General features: G+C 29.7%; 13 protein-coding genes. 5 read left to right on the top strand and 8 right to left on the bottom strand.

The window, feature by feature from the left end; genetic code table 11:
• The first annotated feature begins 101 nt into the window (after positions 1 to 101).
• On the top strand, positions 102 to 767 hold the full coding sequence (locus QZU75_RS01630; RefSeq protein WP_296881208.1) for an Ig-like domain-containing protein: 666 nt from the start codon (positions 102 to 104) through the stop codon (positions 765 to 767).
• A gap of 790 nt (positions 768 to 1,557) precedes the next feature.
• The gene (locus QZU75_RS01625) at positions 1,558 to 1,995 is read left to right on the top strand and encodes a hypothetical protein (RefSeq protein WP_296881207.1); all 438 of its coding nucleotides are present in this window, start codon (positions 1,558 to 1,560) and stop codon (positions 1,993 to 1,995) included.
• Positions 1,996 to 2,074: 79 nt separating this feature from the next.
• Here the strand turns inward: QZU75_RS01625 and QZU75_RS01620 are convergent, their stop codons facing one another.
• From QZU75_RS01620 to QZU75_RS01605, 4 genes are all read right to left on the bottom strand, one after another.
• The gene (locus QZU75_RS01620) at positions 2,075 to 2,785 is read right to left on the bottom strand and encodes an ion channel (RefSeq protein WP_296881206.1); all 711 of its coding nucleotides are present in this window, start codon (positions 2,783 to 2,785) and stop codon (positions 2,075 to 2,077) included.
• Positions 2,786 to 3,024: 239 nt separating this feature from the next.
• Positions 3,025 to 5,145 (bottom strand): hypothetical protein, encoded by a 2,121-nt coding sequence (locus QZU75_RS01615; protein WP_296881205.1) that lies wholly within the window; start codon positions 5,143 to 5,145, stop codon positions 3,025 to 3,027.
• A gap of 453 nt (positions 5,146 to 5,598) precedes the next feature.
• Complete coding sequence (locus tag QZU75_RS01610) at positions 5,599 to 7,080, bottom strand: glycosyltransferase family 39 protein (protein ID WP_296881204.1); 1,482 nt, start codon at positions 7,078 to 7,080, stop codon at positions 5,599 to 5,601.
• A gap of 124 nt (positions 7,081 to 7,204) precedes the next feature.
• Positions 7,205 to 7,678 carry a hypothetical protein gene (locus QZU75_RS01605; RefSeq protein ID WP_296881203.1) on the bottom strand — a complete coding sequence of 158 codons (474 nt, stop codon included), beginning with the start codon at positions 7,676 to 7,678 and terminating at the stop codon, positions 7,205 to 7,207.
• A 482-nt stretch (positions 7,679 to 8,160) separates the two neighbouring features.
• Here QZU75_RS01605 and QZU75_RS01600 point away from each other — a divergent pair, with 482 nt between their 5' ends.
• Positions 8,161 to 8,616: a hypothetical protein gene (locus tag QZU75_RS01600; protein ID WP_296881202.1), complete on the top strand. Its 456-nt coding sequence runs from the start codon at positions 8,161 to 8,163 to the stop codon at positions 8,614 to 8,616.
• A gap of 119 nt (positions 8,617 to 8,735) precedes the next feature.
• Here the strand turns inward: QZU75_RS01600 and QZU75_RS01595 are convergent, their stop codons facing one another.
• Complete coding sequence (locus QZU75_RS01595) at positions 8,736 to 9,665, bottom strand: glycosyltransferase family 2 protein (RefSeq protein WP_296881201.1); 930 nt, start codon at positions 9,663 to 9,665, stop codon at positions 8,736 to 8,738.
• A gap of 797 nt (positions 9,666 to 10,462) precedes the next feature.
• Here QZU75_RS01595 and QZU75_RS01590 point away from each other — a divergent pair.
• A complete protein-coding gene (locus QZU75_RS01590) occupies positions 10,463 to 11,542 on the top strand; it encodes a site-specific integrase (protein ID WP_363139630.1) in 1,080 nt (359 codons plus the stop codon).
• Positions 11,543 to 11,635: 93 nt separating this feature from the next.
• Entirely contained in the window at positions 11,636 to 12,625 is a 990-nt protein-coding gene (locus QZU75_RS01585; RefSeq protein ID WP_296881199.1) for a hypothetical protein, read from the top strand.
• A gap of 900 nt (positions 12,626 to 13,525) precedes the next feature.
• On the opposite strand, the gene QZU75_RS01580 is transcribed toward QZU75_RS01585, so the two are convergent.
• The 3 genes from QZU75_RS01580 to QZU75_RS01570 form a co-directional block, all read right to left on the bottom strand.
• Positions 13,526 to 14,695, bottom strand: a complete 1,170-nt coding sequence (locus tag QZU75_RS01580) for a cytosine permease (RefSeq protein WP_296881198.1) — start codon at positions 14,693 to 14,695, stop codon at positions 13,526 to 13,528.
• 363 nt (positions 14,696 to 15,058) lie between these two features.
• Positions 15,059 to 15,802 carry a DNA polymerase beta superfamily protein gene (locus QZU75_RS01575; protein WP_296881197.1) on the bottom strand — a complete coding sequence of 248 codons (744 nt, stop codon included), beginning with the start codon at positions 15,800 to 15,802 and terminating at the stop codon, positions 15,059 to 15,061.
• A gap of 637 nt (positions 15,803 to 16,439) precedes the next feature.
• On the bottom strand, positions 16,440 to 16,692 hold a 253-nt coding region (locus QZU75_RS01570), incomplete at its 5' end, for a transposase (protein WP_296881196.1).

Genomic DNA, 16,692 nt, shown 5'->3' with positions numbered 1-16,692 from the left:
AACAAATTAAGGACAAAAAAAACAATAAGTGTTAAAATTTAACCAAAAAAGAAAATTATAAATAATATTTTAAAATAAAAATTTATTTATAGGTGATTATAATGAATAAAAATATAATTATTGCAATTTTAGTTGTTATCATTATAGCTGCTGTAGCAACTATTATGTTTGCTCACCCGCAACAAACTACAACAGCAGATGGTAAACTCAATACTGAAATAAAATTTATAGACGGCTCCAAATTTAAAAATGGGGACATAGTGCAGTTTGAACTTAAAGATGCAAAAGGAAATCCAATTGCAAATCAAAGTGTAAATATTACTTTTATGGATGAAGGTCAAAAACAAAACTATTCCGTTCTTACAGACAATAGCGGTAAAGCCGGTCTTGCATTGAACAATGAAAAAACTGGTGATCACGAAGTTACTGTAACCTATGGAGGTAATAATAAGTACAACGGATGCAGTGCAAAACAAACAATAACTATTGAAGACGGAAAAACCACAGATTCAAAAGCAGTCTCTGGAAATTCCACAGCAAGTACTGCAAAATATAATGGTGTAACATCTAATTCAACATCTACATCCAATTCACAATCCGGTTCTCAAAACCTTTCTGAAGGACCTGGACCTAATTTATACTATGATGAAGAATTGAATGTATGGTATGATGATTATGGTATTGTTAGAGGCGGACAATCTGACGGTACACACATCTCAGACTTATTCGATGCTAAACAATATGCAGATGAACATGGTCAATTATAGACCATTTCATTTTTTCTTTTTTTCTTTTTAAAACCATAATTTTCATTTAATTTATAGGTGTGCATGAACGCCCTACTTTTTTTTAACTCTAAGATGGACTGAACAAAAAGACATTACTGCCAAAAGCTCAATGATGAAATTTAAATAGCATAATGACTAAAATAATAAATGGTAATTACAAAATTAATAAAAACTTTTTTCAGCGATAACCAAGTTAAAAAAAGTAAAACATTAATTATGTAAAATTGTATATCAGATAACCAATGATATATAATAAAAAACAGGGAAATCCTCAAATTCTATAAGTTGAGTTGTTCAATTCAGACAGAATATGAGGTTGAATTTAAAAAAATTAGTGATTTTCAAAGAGGAAATAAATTTGCAGGAGGTTAAAAAATGATATTGAATATGATAATGCATGTTATTAGGATACTAATAATAATTATAATAATTTATGCAATATTTAAAGGATTAAAATCATTGTTAAAAATTGCAGTAATTATATTTGTTATATGTTTATTATTAGGATTATTAGGATATTAAATCCTATTTCCTAAACTTATTTTTTTCATGATTGCTTCGGATTTAAGGACTCAGTTACATTAATACAACTTAAAAAAAAACTATTTCTCAACAGTGCCATTAGTTATCATCCGCAATAGTGTTAGATTCATGATTTAATTTTAACCTTAGGAATTTTCTTACTTTTAAATTGAGTTCTAAAATTAATTATTTGTTATATCAAAAATATGAATGTAAAAAATTTAATATATTAAAATGGAGTTTAAAGATGAAATTGTGGAATCCAATAGCTTTTTTCATAAGTCTTATAATGAGTATAGTAATGCCGTTGATTTTTGCAACACCAATGGGAATGCCTATTGAAATATGCTTTTTAATGTGGCCAATTCGTTGGGTTGTCGCTTATTTTATAGTCAATCTTATTGTTCATCCATTATCTCTTAAATTGGCAGGCAAAGTGTTTGGCTTTAAATTAGGTATGAAAACAGGTTTGTGGAACCCTTTAGCATTTTTCATAAGTTTGATTATGAGCTTTATAATGCCTTTGATATTTGGAGTTCCTATCGGACAATTACCTGTAGATGTGCTGTTATATCTATGGCCGGTCAGATGGGTTGTCGCTTATTTAATTGTAAGCCAGATTGTAAATCCTCTGGCATTCAAACTGGCAGGAAAGGTATTTGGATTCAATCCTATGAATAACTGAACTCAAATATACTCTTAAAACATGCATTAAAAAAAATAGATGGAATATGGCTTGTGGAACTGATATCCTCAGGCCTAATTTATTCCTTTTTTAGCTCATCGATTTTTTCGTTAAGTCTTTCGATTTCAGATGTCAGATTTTCGATTTTTGTATTTAAATCGTCATGATTATCCTGGCCTATTTTTGAAATGTACAATGATGAAATTACAGCAGTGAATGAAGCGAAAACCAAAATCCCTCCGATCATTGCAATAATTCCAACAATTCGTCCTGAAAGTGAGGATGGAACGATATCTCCATATCCTGTATTAGTTATAGAAACAATGATATACCAAAAAGCAGTATTTATATCCGTGATATTAGGCTCTAAAATTCTAACTGACACTGTCAAAATGAAAATGAAAATGATTGCTACCAATATTATTTTATCCAAGTATGTATGTTTCAAAAAGTTGGAAAGGTTTTTTTCACTATCCCTTGCAAGAACAAAGAGCTTAATCAATTGGATAAGTTTCAATAATCTTAATGCTCTAAGAAATACAAAATTAATAGGTAGCATTCCCAGAATACTTAACGAATTTTCAATCAGGTATTGCTTTTTGTTGTCTGATTTCAAATAGCTGTAGATAAATTCTATCCATAATACTACACATAAAATTATATCAAAAGAGTAAACCCCAAATCTGAACGTTGAAGAAACGGGATGTAATGCTGCATAAAACAGTAGCAGAATATCCGAAAATGTTGCAAAAATTAATATTAGGTATATTATTTGTTTAGATTTTAGCATTATTTAACATATTTGAATCAACGAATATTTAAATCATCGTATGTGCCAATCAGTTTTTTAACCCTTGGAAATGAGTTAAAGTTGAATATTTTTTTCTAATTGTAATTTCAAATTCCGTTAGATAATATATAAAGTGTATACTTATGTTAAGTTCATTAAGATAAAAATCTTATATCCTGTCTGTATATTAGGTTTTCATGAATTTCAAAAAAAAATAGTGAATGAAAAAATCATTCACATTATTTTATAATTTTAATATATAGGGAACCATAAACACTATTTGTATCTTTAGCATAGCTTGCAGTCATTTTATATTTTTTGCCAACTTTAAGTTTCTTAATGTCTTTTTGTTTAATGGTTAATTTTGCAATACCCCATAATTTAGTAGTTAGTTTATATGTTTTACCATTAAATTTGACAGTAACTTTTTTATTTGAAAATTTGGTCTTTTTATAGTTAAACGGTTCTCTTAAGTGCACTTCAACTTTTATCGCTTTTGCTGATTTTTTCACCGTTTGATCATAGTGGTGTCCATTGATATATAACCATGTGGCCGAACTAAAGTCGATTATTGAAGATTTTTCAACACCTTTATATTCAAATGAATAGTCTTTAAAAACTGGTTTATTAAATTTTAAAGTAATATATCCTTTTGAATCAGTTTTGACAGTTTTAACTAGCTTATGAGGATAAGTATAAATTTTAACTTTTTCCCCTGCACCTACAGGTTTTCCATATCCGTCTAAAATTCTTATCTTATGGTTATATGTTTTACCATTATAAGTAATTAAATAATCATCTTTTGTCTGGATTATAGGGGTTGGAATTGAAATGAAGTTAATAAAGCCTCTGGAATCTGAATAAATACCAGAGGATTCGAATACAAAATATAGGCTCTGGTTTCCATATTTCTTAGGAACTTTACCTTTTATGGTTAATTTTCCCTTATTAATTTCTCCGGAAACGATTTCATCTTCACAATATATATTAAGCCAACCATTACAATCATCAGGACCATTGAAAGTGAATTTAGTATCTGTATTAGCAATGATTTCAGAAGGCATTGTAATATTAAATGATGGAATCTTGTTGTTGACAATAAGTGTGAATTCTTTTTCCAAGTTAGCATATTTGCTGTCTTCAGTATATGAGACATCAAATGTATATTCTCCAGCTTCTAAATTAGAAAGGGGAATGCTTGCAGATCCATTGATAAGTGGGATTTCATCATAATTTATCTCCAATATGCCATTTGCATCTTTTGGAAGTTCAAATCTTAAATATTTATTCTCTCCAACAGTCATTTCATCAGGTATACTTACTTCTGCTCCAAAAATTAAATCTCCAAAGAGTGGAATGCCGTCAACATATTTTAAAGTTCCAAATGGTTTAACGTCATAATCTGTTCCATTATACCAGATATATATCTTATGTTTTCCTGCAGATTGTAGGGGTAATTTGATTTTTGCATATCCGTTTACCAGATTGACTTTAGTCCTATGATTTGGATAATGGGCTACAAGTGTTCCATTTGCATCTTTAGGAAGTTTTAATGTAAATACTGCAGATTCTACACATGAAAGTGTTTTTGGCCCTTTTACAGCTGCAATTACATTAACTATGTCTTTAGCTTTTTTAGAACTGTATAAACGGTCACTATATTCAAAAACTATTTCATTTCTTCCAATCGGTAAATCAGAAATGACCATATTGTTAAAATCAGATACTCCAAAACTGTATTCAGTTTTATTGTTTACTATTACTTTAACATTTCCTCTCGCATCTTCTGGTAAAGTGATGGAATTTCTATATATGTCTCCGTAGTAGAGGGTTTTAATGTTTTCAGAATTATCCTTGCCATAGTAATGTTCAAGCTCAAAATTACTCCAGTCGACTTTAAAGCGACCTGTCTTTGTAATTTCAGTATTTTTATTATTTTTATAGACTAATTTATATGTATGCTCACCACAGGCAACATTTTTCAGAGGAAAAATATCATAATATCCCTCATAATCAATTGTTTCTTTTTTGTATAACTTGTTGTCTATGTAGAAATAATATTTGCTGTTTATCTTAACATTTTTTGGAAATTCAATGCTTATATCTGCAATGTCATCAATATAAGCAATGCCGTCATCACCAATTTTAATTTCAAATGCAGACAATATGTCTTCATCTGATATTGCTAAAACTTCCTCTGAATTTTTGCAATCGATAAAATTTCCACTGTCTATTGTATCTGATACATTATCAATAGCAGTAATTTCATCCGATGTAGCATTTAAATCAGCTGCGCTTACTGATGTAAGCGTCAATGCAAAAATTAAAAAAGTAACTATCAAAATCATATTAATTTTCAAAAATTATCCCTCCTTTAATATGAATTATATTAATAAATTAATATATATTTTTGTAGTTATATAACAATTTTTAGTTTAAATATTTCAGTTAAACATTCATTTCCGACTAAAAGGATTCTCAACCAATTTAAATAAGTTTTAAACAAAGAATGACAGATAATCAGAAAATAAAATTTAATAATTAAATTTTTGTTAATAACAATATTATTTCTAATTTTTTGGTTTTGCAAGATAATTAGTAGAGAATACTCAATCATTAAGAATTAACAATATTAAATAATTAAAACCTGTGTTAATCAAATTGATTGTATTGAAAATACCTGTAATTTAATGATGCATATATTACATTAACGAGAAGGTTTTTAAAAATCAAGTTATAATTAAACTACACATATACATGCTGCAGTTAAAAAAAATAAGAAATAGGGATTTTAAACCCCATTGTTAATGTTTTCACCTTGAAACAGAAGTAGCATTGGTTGTGTTTACCCTTGAAATTGTCACACCTGCCCAGGCGTCAATCTTTTCGGTAGTTGTGTTAAGAACCGGGTCACTCCAGCTTATGATATATATGTTCTTGCCAGTTTTATTTGCAATCAGCTTGTCAATATCCCTGCCGTTGAAGGTATTGAAGTCATAGAACTTATGGAGCCTGTCCATGTTTTCACCGAATACATGATTGACATTCAGAACATATGTATCTGACTGATTTGCATAACTCAAAAAGTACATTATCATGTTCTGGTTATTGATAATAAGTGTGGAATTCGGATCGTTTGTGATATTGTCCAGAACCTCTTTTTGGTGGACTCCGCTGTTATAGAGATAATCGTTTGTTGAAATTGTTGTTGTAATTCCGATAACAAGAAGCAATGCTATCATTGCAGCCGAAATCATGAACATATTTCTATTTTTAATTTTTCCGAGAATAATTGAAATTGCAAGCCACATTACAGCAGTTGCAGGAAGCAGGTATCTAGGCATCAGTATAGGTCTGAAAACAACTGAAAGTATAACTGCCAGAAGGATTGTTCCAATATACACTCGCACTCCGCTTAAAATCAGGAAACGTTCCTTCTCATCTTCATTTGCGGATTCTTTTTTGTAAATGTATAAAATTCCTATTATAACTGCAATTGCAATCAGGCCGATTACTGCATCATTTGCATATGCGATGTATCCCAGTGACTTGATGAAAAGGTCAGGATTTACCTGGCGAATCCAGTAAGCTGCTCGAACCTGTGTCATTTGCCTTATAAGCGGAGGTATCCAAGGAATATAAAGTATTGCAGCTCCTGCAATTGACATTATCCACATTTTGAGTTTGTCTTTTTCAAATTTCATTATGTAAACGAGAAGTATAATATAAAGACATACAACGCTTATTGCCGCAAAATAATGTGTGTATGCACAAAGCACTGAAAATACGGTCAGAATAATCCAGGCTTTTTTATCATTGTTTTTTATAATTTCTGTAAATGAAATAAATGCGATAATTATAAAAAGAATTGCCCAGCTGTACATCCTTGCAATCAGAAAGTGTGCGAAAAATTCGCTCATGACTGCAAGTGAAAATGTAAACAGTCCTGCGCTCAAAAGACCATAATCCTTTCTGATTTTGGTTGCTGATATTGCCAGAATAAGAATGTATGGTATGGTTGAAAGGATTCTCAAACCTTGCATGCTGTCAATTCCTATTGCTTCAGCGATTTTAACTGCAATTTTACCTAGAATATAGTACAGTGGAGGGTGCACATCCCAGCTGGTTATGTTCACAATGTCTCCTAAGGGAAGAGTGAGGACACTTATTGTAAAGTACTCATCAACATGCAGAATATAATGATTAAGGGGTGTTAAAAACATATACCCCAGCATTATTACGCTCAATGTGAAAAAAATCATTCCGAAAATATCTCTTTTGCTAGTGATTTCCATATAGATATTTTTGGGATTGAATGCTAATAATAGTTATTATTTTTACATTAAATTTTAAAAAAATAGTTTTTAAATATAATTCAAAAATGCGTGTTACAAAAAAAATAAAAAAATAGCTTAAAGATTAAGCTATTACAGGACCAATAAGAGCTTCTTTATCTGATTGTATTCCAATAATTTTATTGCCTTTACTATATGTGTAAGTATAGGTATTATTATCATCTTTATACAGATAACCTTTTACTCCGGAAATGTCTTTAGATGTACCGTTATTGAAATTAATTAAATCATTAGTCAAATTGGTACCGTTGACTTCGTAAACATGAATGTTAATGAAATTAGTATCATTAGAGAATGATTTGACATATTTAGTAGTTTTTAAAACTCCATAATCATCAACAGTTCCATTTTCACTTAAATTGTTAATTTCTTTAAATTTTGCAGGTATTTTGAAAGTTTCTCCGTCAATAGTTACATTCTGATCTTTTGGGGCTCCAAATAGGGACCCTAAGTCTGAAAAATCAAATGCAGATGCAGTTCCAACAGCAGCAATAGCTACAAGAGCAACAGTTAGTGCAAATAATATCTTCTTATTCATATTTAAACCTCCTAATATATATTAAATCAATATTCAATATATCGTTTAAAGTCTAAATCAAAGGTAAAACTAAACGAAGAATTATTGAATATTGAGTAATATAATTAAATTTTTAATAATATTATTTTAAATATTTTTTGTAAATTAATTCAAATATCTGTTTTTTTAATGGATGTTACAATAAATTTACATTGGCATTATGTATTTGTTAATTGTGAGCTATTTTATGGAATAGGATGATTCAATTTTTTAGTAAATTTCTTTAAAAGTTCCTATGAGCATATAAAAATGTTATTGAAGTTATTTTTTATAATAATAGTTAATTATCTCTTTTTTAATTGTTTTAAGATGTAAGTAGGCACTTACATTCGAAAAACTTTATATATGGGCTTGATTATATAATTACTTGTGTGAAGCAAGTTATTTTCCAAAAAAATATGGCAAACTTGCATCGATTAAAAAAAATATCAAAGGTGATTATTATGGATCTTTCAAAAAAAATATTAACATTACTTGTAATATGCTGCGTAATTGCATCTGCAACTGCAGTATGTGCCGCAGATGTAAATACAGGCAACGGATATAATGCAACCAGTGACATTAACGGTGTTTCCGAAAGTCAATACCAAGACAACGGTGGTTGGGCAGGAAGTCAATACCAAGATAAAGGTGGATGGGCTGGAAGCCAATACCAGGATGAAGGCGGTTGGGCTGGAAGCCAATACAATGAAACAATGGAAAATGGTACACATGTCCCAAGTGCAGGAGCACCAAACAACGCAACCAGTAACACAACAGGATCTGTTGCACAAAACACAACTTCAAACGCAACAGCACCTACTCCTCACAACATGTTAGCAACAGGTAATCCAATTGTAATGTTACTTGGAGTAACTGCAATAATCGGCGGTTATGCAGTATTAAAAAGAAAAAATTAAACATATAACTTAAAAGCAGAAAATTTCTTCTGCTTTTAATTTCTCCATATTTATTAAGCTTTTTTTCGAATATTTTTTTTATAAAAATTCTCTTTTTTTAATAATCCTTATAGAACATCTTATTCATCGTTGTTTAATTCATTTAAAAGAATTAAATGACGTTCGAGATTATCGGCATGCTGTTTTTTAAGCACATGCAGGATGGTTCCTGTAAGAAATATTAATGTTGCAACGATAACGACTGTTGAAATAATGATTAATGTAGGGATTTTTAAAACATATCCTGTAGAGAAGTATTTAAATAAAATTGGGAAAAAATGTATTCCTGCAATTATTAAAAGAATTATTGCCATTGTTGTGAAAAATAATAATGGTTTTTGATCTCTAACTAATGAAAAAATCATTCTGAGAACTTTAATACCATCTGAATAAGTATTTAATTTAGATTCACTGCCTTCAATTCTATCTTTGTACTCTACTGGAATTTCTTTAATTTTAAAATTGTTCATTAATGCAAAAACACTCATTTCAGTTTCTATTTCAAATTCTTTTGATGAAATGGAGAAGGATTTTACAAAATTATAGCTGAAACCTCTCATTCCAGTCATGATGTCATTGAGATCGCTTTTGAAAAAGAGGTTGATGGATTTTCTGACAACTCTATTACCTGTGTTGTGGAATAATCTGTCATTTTCTTCAAAGTATGTGGAAGATAATCTGTCACCTATTACCATATCCGCTTTACCGTTTAATACTAGTTTTTCAAATTCTGGTGCGGTTTCAGCAGGATATGTATCATCACCGTCAACCATAATATAACAATCAGCTTTGATTTCACGAAACATTGACCTGACAACATTTCCTTTTCCTTGCTGATATTCATATCTAACAATAGCACCAGCTTCTTTAGCTATTTCATCTGTACCGTCAGTAGAGTTATTGTCATAAACATAAATATCTGCATGAGGCATGAATTTTTTAAAATCAGATACTACTTTCCCAATAGTTTTTGATTCATTATAACATGGTATTAAAATTACAGTTTTCATAACTTAACCTTTATAATTCTTAAAAATAGTATTGTCTAAATAGTTTATGAGAAACACCCAAACCATCACACATTTTAGACAATAATCACTTATAAGCCGAAAACGAAAGTTTAACCTCATTTTCTAGAATATGAAACATATTCTTATTCAAAATTATGTACTTTAATATATATAAAGTTTTTTTAATTATTAATTTAATGAAAGTAAGGAAGAATTATAGCTGACTTGCGAGTGTGAATCATAAAAGCATCAAGAACCTTACTTTCAAAGTTCATCTGTCTAATTTTGAGGTTTTACATCGTTAAATCAATAATACATACCATAAGTGTTAGAATACTTAAAAGTAGTGCAATATACTTTAGCATTATGCAACCTCCGTCTTCAGATGTAAAATTTTTTGAAATTTTAATACATCCTATAAGTGATTAACTCATTTTAAAAAATTTCTATTTGAAATTACAAATATATTATTACTAATATATAAAATAGTATTACAAAAAATATTTCGATTATTTTTCTAAAATAAGAAAAAATTTTTATTACATTTTGAGAAATTCTTATTACAAAATCAAAATTTGAAGAAATCACCATTTTGAAACCACTTGATGTATATGTATTGCTTCACTTACAACATTTCCCAACAAAGCTCCAAATTATCCAAATTTTATATATAAAGAGAACGTATATTTTATGTAATAATATACGTTAAAAAAGAAAAGATACGAAGTCTTTATATATTAAAAAATTCAATAGTAAAACAAGGGTTAGGTATAAAATTTTAGGAGATGGAAAAGCTTATGATTGAAGTTGATGAGCTAACAGACTACCTAGATGAATACTTAGAAGAAAAACAAGAGGTAAAAAACTTAACTGAAGAAACCATAGAAAAACAAACATTTAATATATCCAAATTCATTGAATATCTTGAAAATGAAGGAATAGAAGAATTAAACAGTAACAACGTTAAAAAACAATTGAGACATTATCGTAGATACTGTTTAAAAAAACGTGGAAACAAAAGAACCACAGTTAAAACATATATGATGAATATTCTGGAATTCATCAACTCAGAAGATGTTCAGGAAGAAATCAACCATGAAACCATTAAAATGAAGGATATTATTGAAGTAAAAGCCGAAGATCCTGAAACTGCTAAAAAAAGAATAGAAAAAATATCTTTAACATGGCAGCAATCCAATTTCTTTTTAGATACAATCGAACAAAGCGGAAACAAAAGAGATTATGCGATTTGCAGAACTTTCATTGATTCCGGCATGAGGCTTAAGGAACTGGTTCTCTTAAACAAGAGTGATATCCAGGTTCCAATTGATGAAAATGGTTTTTATGAACTTCCAACTGATTCAAGTGAGTTTATTGATGTTAATCTGCGTGCAGAAACCACAAAAGGTGAATTGAAAGACCGTACAACATTCATTACCTTTGATACACTTGTCAGTTTAAATGATATGATGCAAGACCGCATCACAAAACTTAGAAAAGACACTCATAATGTCTACAGACCAGTAGTTCAGAGAAATAAAGCCAAAGAAGAGAAAACAAGAGAAGAGCTCTTTACAAATATTAAAGGAAAGCGTATTGGAAAACGTGGAGTTCAAGATATCATCAAAAAACATGCACGTGAATGTGATGAGAGAATAACTGCTGAAGATATAGACTGTCCTATAAGTTACGGAAAAAATGTCAGTGTTCACATTCTAAGACACACCGCACTGTCCCATTATGCTGAAATCCTCACAGTTGCCGAGGTTCAGTCAATTGCAGGCCATTCAAACTCACAGACAACAGACAAGTATATCCACATTGACCGTGAGCAAATGAAACAGAAATTAAAGGCCAACAGTTTCAAGTTTAATTAATTGTTCAAAGCTTAATATAAAAATTAAATTAATTTAAATATTATATTCATCAAACATAATATTATTACAACCGGAATAATGATTTTTATGAAGATGAGTAAAAAAATTTTTATATTAAGTATTTTCATTATTTTAATTTCAGTTATTGGAGTTTATGCGGTTTCAGATTATCAAAACAGCAATGATATACCTATTAATTTGAAAAACAATAATGAAACAGACCCTTTTGGATGCTGTTCTCTGGTATTGCAGGAGGATGGAAACAGTTCTATTTTGTCCTATAGACGTGATTCAAACTTAAATGCGGATATTCACATTGAACAAATAGACTGGCATGGGAAATCCGCAATAAAGCAGTATAAGACTGACAATAAATATTTCTGCCATGTAATCATTACCAGTGACGGATGGGTTATCGGTTTAGGCGGAATAGATGATGGCTCAGATAATGAAAAATGTGAAAATATTACTTCAGAAATGATTACAGACAATAACACTATATCTGAAGCCAGTTTAAAGAAAATTCAGGACATAAAAAAGCCATATGGAAGAGGACATGTTCTTGTTAAGGCACCTAACGGTAATTATGGTTTTGCTAATGTGGATAAGCTTAAAACAGGAAAACTTGAACCTGGCCAATACATTTCCATTCCTAATGACTATTCCTATTCAAGATCAGGCAATCTTTCTCTTGACACTCCAGATATCATCAAATCCATGACTGATTTATCTCAACAGGATTTATACGGATTAGACAGACGAGAAATAATCACCTACGATCTTAACGTTACTGGCAGCGAAAATAATGTCAATGTTTATGTTGCAAATGAAAACGGATCTTATGTAGGAATCGACAATACTGTCTATATTGACGATATTTACATAAATAATAATGTAATTAAAGGAAAGGACATTCCTATTGCTCCGGCTTATAAGGAAATCGGTTCATTCAGCTTAACTAAAGACAGTTCATCATCTGGAAAACTTCCAGTTTTAATTTATATTGTACTCTTTGTAATTTTCATAGCGATACTATTTTTTGTAGTTTTCCGCTTCGTTAAATATATAAGATACAGGCGCTGAAATTTATTAAAATTCATAAAATTTAATAAAAAACAGCAAATTTGAAGAAAATACCATATTTCATTAGCTTGATATATATGAAGCTAGTGATTTACACTATTTTCTTAATATTACTTGAGCATGAGTGGTAAAATATATATTAATACTACTTTCTGTATTTACAGAAATATGGTAAATATATAATAATCGTATTTACAGAAATATGGATTTATATATTATCTGTAAAATACTACTATAACTATAATAACTATTATCTGTAAATACCTATTAATAGGTATTATAGAATTAATAGTAATAATATATATTTATCCATAATAACTATTTTTACTATATTATCTATTATTATATATAGTAGGATAATATACGGAAATAATCTTCCGACTATTGTAATATTACACTAACAGAAATTGCAGTAAAAATAAGCAATTTCCTGCTTTTATTTCAATCATAACTTCATTAGAATAAGTATTTATCTTATATAAAATCATAAATTATTCTATTTTGAATATTATGATTATGTTATTTTATATATTAATAATGGAATCATCAGCATCCTACAAATTTATGAAATTTATTAAATTTTATAAAATTTATTAAAATTAGTAATTTTTAAAATCAGCATTAACATCCAGTAATATTCAAAACCAATGTAAGTTAACTACTGCATATATATGTAATAGTTAAAGTAGATGAATTTCTTAAAAAAAAATATAAAATTTTTGAATCCTCATGAATCATTCTAGATTTTGGCTGACAAAAGTATCAATCTAAAAAAATTACCCTCATCAATTCTAGAAATTATAATGAATTATGCAATACTGCCCCAAATTATAGAAAAAAAATAAATTTTATTAGGGAAAATCAATATACTTTCTTTATTGTCTAAAATTGCTTTTTTGACTATTTTTTTAATAATATCCAGGCATATGCAAGTGCTGCAGATACTATAACTGCAATAAGTGTAGGGCCTAAAATTATGGAATCAAGACCTGAGGTTATCTGGTAAACTACAAAACCGACAAACCATGAGAATATGTTCCAGTACCAGTCTTTCGCATCGTTTTTTCCTTTTCCTAAATAAAACGATACCACAAGTACAGCAGCCATAGGAGCAAAAACTGAACTGATAAGATAAAGGAAAGATATATAGTGGTCCATAATTCCTGAAATTGCTAAAACTGCACTTAACATACTGACAATAACGCCTGCAATTTTAGGATCAATCCTGTTGAATATAGCTTTTGCTGACTCTCCTGCCGAATTTGTAGCAAGGAAATTTGTTGTGACTGTTGAAAGAACCAGAATAAATACTCCCTGCACTCCAAGACCTGAAAGAAGAATTGCCTGTGAAATGTCAGCGGTTCCGATGGATACAATTTCAATACCTATGAAATACATCCAAAGGCTTGCAACTGTATAGGCAATTGCTGATAGGGCTGTGGCTTTTTTAGGACTTTCCGCATCCTTAGTATAATCTGAAATTACAGGCAGCCATGAAATAGGCATTGCAATTGATATTTCAAAGATGTTCCAGAATGTCAGTGAAGCGGAATTTTTAGCTGGAATTAAATGATATCCGTTTAATCCGAGTAACCTTACAGACAGTATGACAAGCAGGATTGTCAGAATTGCCATGATTATGCTTGTTATTTTTGAAGTGCGCTGAAGGCCTATAAAAACCCATATGGCTACAAGAATAGCCAGAATTACAGATGTAAGAGCAAATGATATTCCTATATCCAAACCCATAAGCGCCAATGTGCCCTGTGCATTCAATACTGCTACCCATGCTATAAGCTGCATCACATTCAATGCTGCAAAAAACCTGGAACCGGAATTTCCAAAAGTTGGCTTGACTGATTCCATTGCATTGACTCTAAGTCGTGCACCTATAAGGCCAACGAAATAAAGAAGTATTCCTCCAATAATATGTCCTAGTATCAGGGGCATCCATATGGAATTAAGGGGTGCTGCTGTGGCAATCTGTATTCCCGCTTCAATTTCCGAAACTGAAATTGCAACACCAAACCATATAATCATATTTGTAAAAAGTCCTGTACGATTCTCCATATTTTACCCTCTAAATATTAAATTTTTTTAACAATGTTAAGTATATTAATAAGTTAAATTGTATAATATATAAATTTTTTTAGTACAAAACTGTACAGTGAATTAATTTAACTGCATTTTTTTAGTTTTCTTTTCTACACGGACATCAAATTTTATTAAAAACTCACCAATATCAATCACTGCATATATATGGGACAGTTAAATATTGGCAGTTTATTTCTAAATATCTAAATTTTCCAGCCAATATCTGCACAAATCATATCATGCTGATATAATTGTATGAAAATTATCCCTGCCGACTGCTAAGCGTTTTCAAAAACAAAAATTAAAATTAATATTTTTCGCACAGAATCATCAAATCACCTACAACAGTGACTGCCTGAATTTCTCATCATATTTTTCCAAATTTTTTTCGGAATCCTTTTTAACCCGGTCCATAGACTTAAGCCTGTTAAGTATGAAATTGTTTAATCTGAAAATGGACTCCTCACTTATTTTAGCGAAACCCTGATGAAATTCAATCAGTTTGCAAATATCACCTTTGATTTCATCGGAAATAAGACATTTTTCATGACAAATTAAATCCTTAATGTTAACTGGAGGATAAGCATCTTCCGTTAATATAATCCAGCACAGTATTGCTCTTATGACATAGAGGTACTTTTTTGTTTTTGTTTTGCTGAATTCCAGTCCCGAATATCTCCTCCAGTGATTATAGGCAATTGATGAATAATAATTTTTAAGGATGTCCTTATCAAAATCACCTAAATCGATGAAAAGATCATTAATGCCCTTATCAAGATACACTATATCCGATATCAGCCATTCCCTTAGATTTGGATTGTCTTTGTAATGCATGGCAAATGCCTTTTTAATATCCCACCCCACAATATCCATGTCATCACTTTTATATTCAATCACGTCGCTGATCGTTTTAAGGGAGAGATAGTCTTTAACATTTGCCTTTTTGTATATGAATCGAATGTCATAATCTGAATTTTCACCTGAAAATCCCCATACACGGCTTCCGGCTTCACAGGCATATAGTATTTCAATATTTTCCTCTATTTCAATTTTCTTCAATATTCCGGTGATGATGTCCTTCATAATTTTACTCCATTTTTTCAAATTCCTGCTTTTCACTGCTAATATTTTGGCATTGGTTCAAATATGTCGCGAAATCCCTTCCTTCATTAATCGAAACATTTATAAATAATTAAAATATAATTATAATTAATTTTATAGAATATTTTATTTTATAAAATCTGTGATGAATCTAAGATGGGAAAAACAGGCGGGGAGATTTTAAATCTCAAAAAGCCCATCCATCATTGATTCATCATGTTATTCGTTATTCAACGGCAATGATACTGTTTTTTTGAATTATTAACATGAATATTACAAAAATTGTAATATCAATGTTGAATTTTAATGTAATTACTAGCATATCACCACTCCTTTGAATTTTTTTTAAAGGAGGTGAATAACGAGTAATTACCAATACCCGCCGGCTGCCTGTTTTTAATTGAAATTCAAAAATGATTTTATCAAATTCAAATTTCAATATTTTATTGGCTAAATAACCTATTAGGTTATCTTTATATTTAAAATAACCAGTTTTAAATGAGAACAATTTAATATAGTCAAAGCAATTTAACTTATTTGTACAATTTTCGCTTTAAATTAAAAAAAGAAAATTATCTGATTTTTATTTAAAATTTCGGCTTTGTAGAAATCCTCATTTTTATTGAATTTGAGTTGATCGATAGATGTTGTAGATTGTATTTTTGAGTTTTGTTTCTTTATTTGATAATTGTAGGCTTCTGCTTCGGTTTGTTCCGTTGAATATTCTTTTTATTACACTAAATATTGATTCAACGTTGTTTCTTCTTGAATAGATTTCCTGGTTGAATTGTTTTTTACTTTTTAGTCTATAATGTCCTGTTTTTGCTCTGGTTTTTAGTGGTATTTGATCTTCTGCTTTTGCTTCTTCGTTT

The organism is uncultured Methanobrevibacter sp., from assembly GCF_902764455.1.
In the GTDB taxonomy this organism is placed as follows: Archaea; Methanobacteriota; Methanobacteria; order Methanobacteriales; family Methanobacteriaceae; genus Methanocatella.
Note: the sequence above shows the minus strand (reverse complement) of the source record. Positions and strands in the feature narration are given on the sequence as shown.

Bases quoted from the DNA above. Each gene is read 5' to 3' on its own strand.
- QZU75_RS01630 (WP_296881208.1), top strand. From the start codon at position 102: ATGAATAAAAATATAATTATTGCAATTTTAGTTGTTATCATTATAGCT.
- QZU75_RS01625 (WP_296881207.1), top strand. From the start codon at position 1,558: ATGAAATTGTGGAATCCAATAGCTTTTTTCATAAGTCTTATAATGAGT.
- QZU75_RS01620 (WP_296881206.1), bottom strand. From the start codon at position 2,785: ATGCTAAAATCTAAACAAATAATATACCTAATATTAATTTTTGCAACA.
- QZU75_RS01610 (WP_296881204.1), bottom strand. From the start codon at position 7,080: ATGGAAATCACTAGCAAAAGAGATATTTTCGGAATGATTTTTTTCACA.
- QZU75_RS01605 (WP_296881203.1), bottom strand. From the start codon at position 7,678: ATGAATAAGAAGATATTATTTGCACTAACTGTTGCTCTTGTAGCTATT.
- QZU75_RS01600 (WP_296881202.1), top strand. From the start codon at position 8,161: ATGGATCTTTCAAAAAAAATATTAACATTACTTGTAATATGCTGCGTA.
- QZU75_RS01595 (WP_296881201.1), bottom strand. From the start codon at position 9,665: ATGAAAACTGTAATTTTAATACCATGTTATAATGAATCAAAAACTATT.
- QZU75_RS01590 (WP_363139630.1), top strand. From the start codon at position 10,463: ATGATTGAAGTTGATGAGCTAACAGACTACCTAGATGAATACTTAGAA.
- QZU75_RS01585 (WP_296881199.1), top strand. From the start codon at position 11,636: ATGAGTAAAAAAATTTTTATATTAAGTATTTTCATTATTTTAATTTCA.
- QZU75_RS01580 (WP_296881198.1), bottom strand. From the start codon at position 14,695: ATGGAGAATCGTACAGGACTTTTTACAAATATGATTATATGGTTTGGT.
- QZU75_RS01575 (WP_296881197.1), bottom strand. From the start codon at position 15,802: ATGAAGGACATCATCACCGGAATATTGAAGAAAATTGAAATAGAGGAA.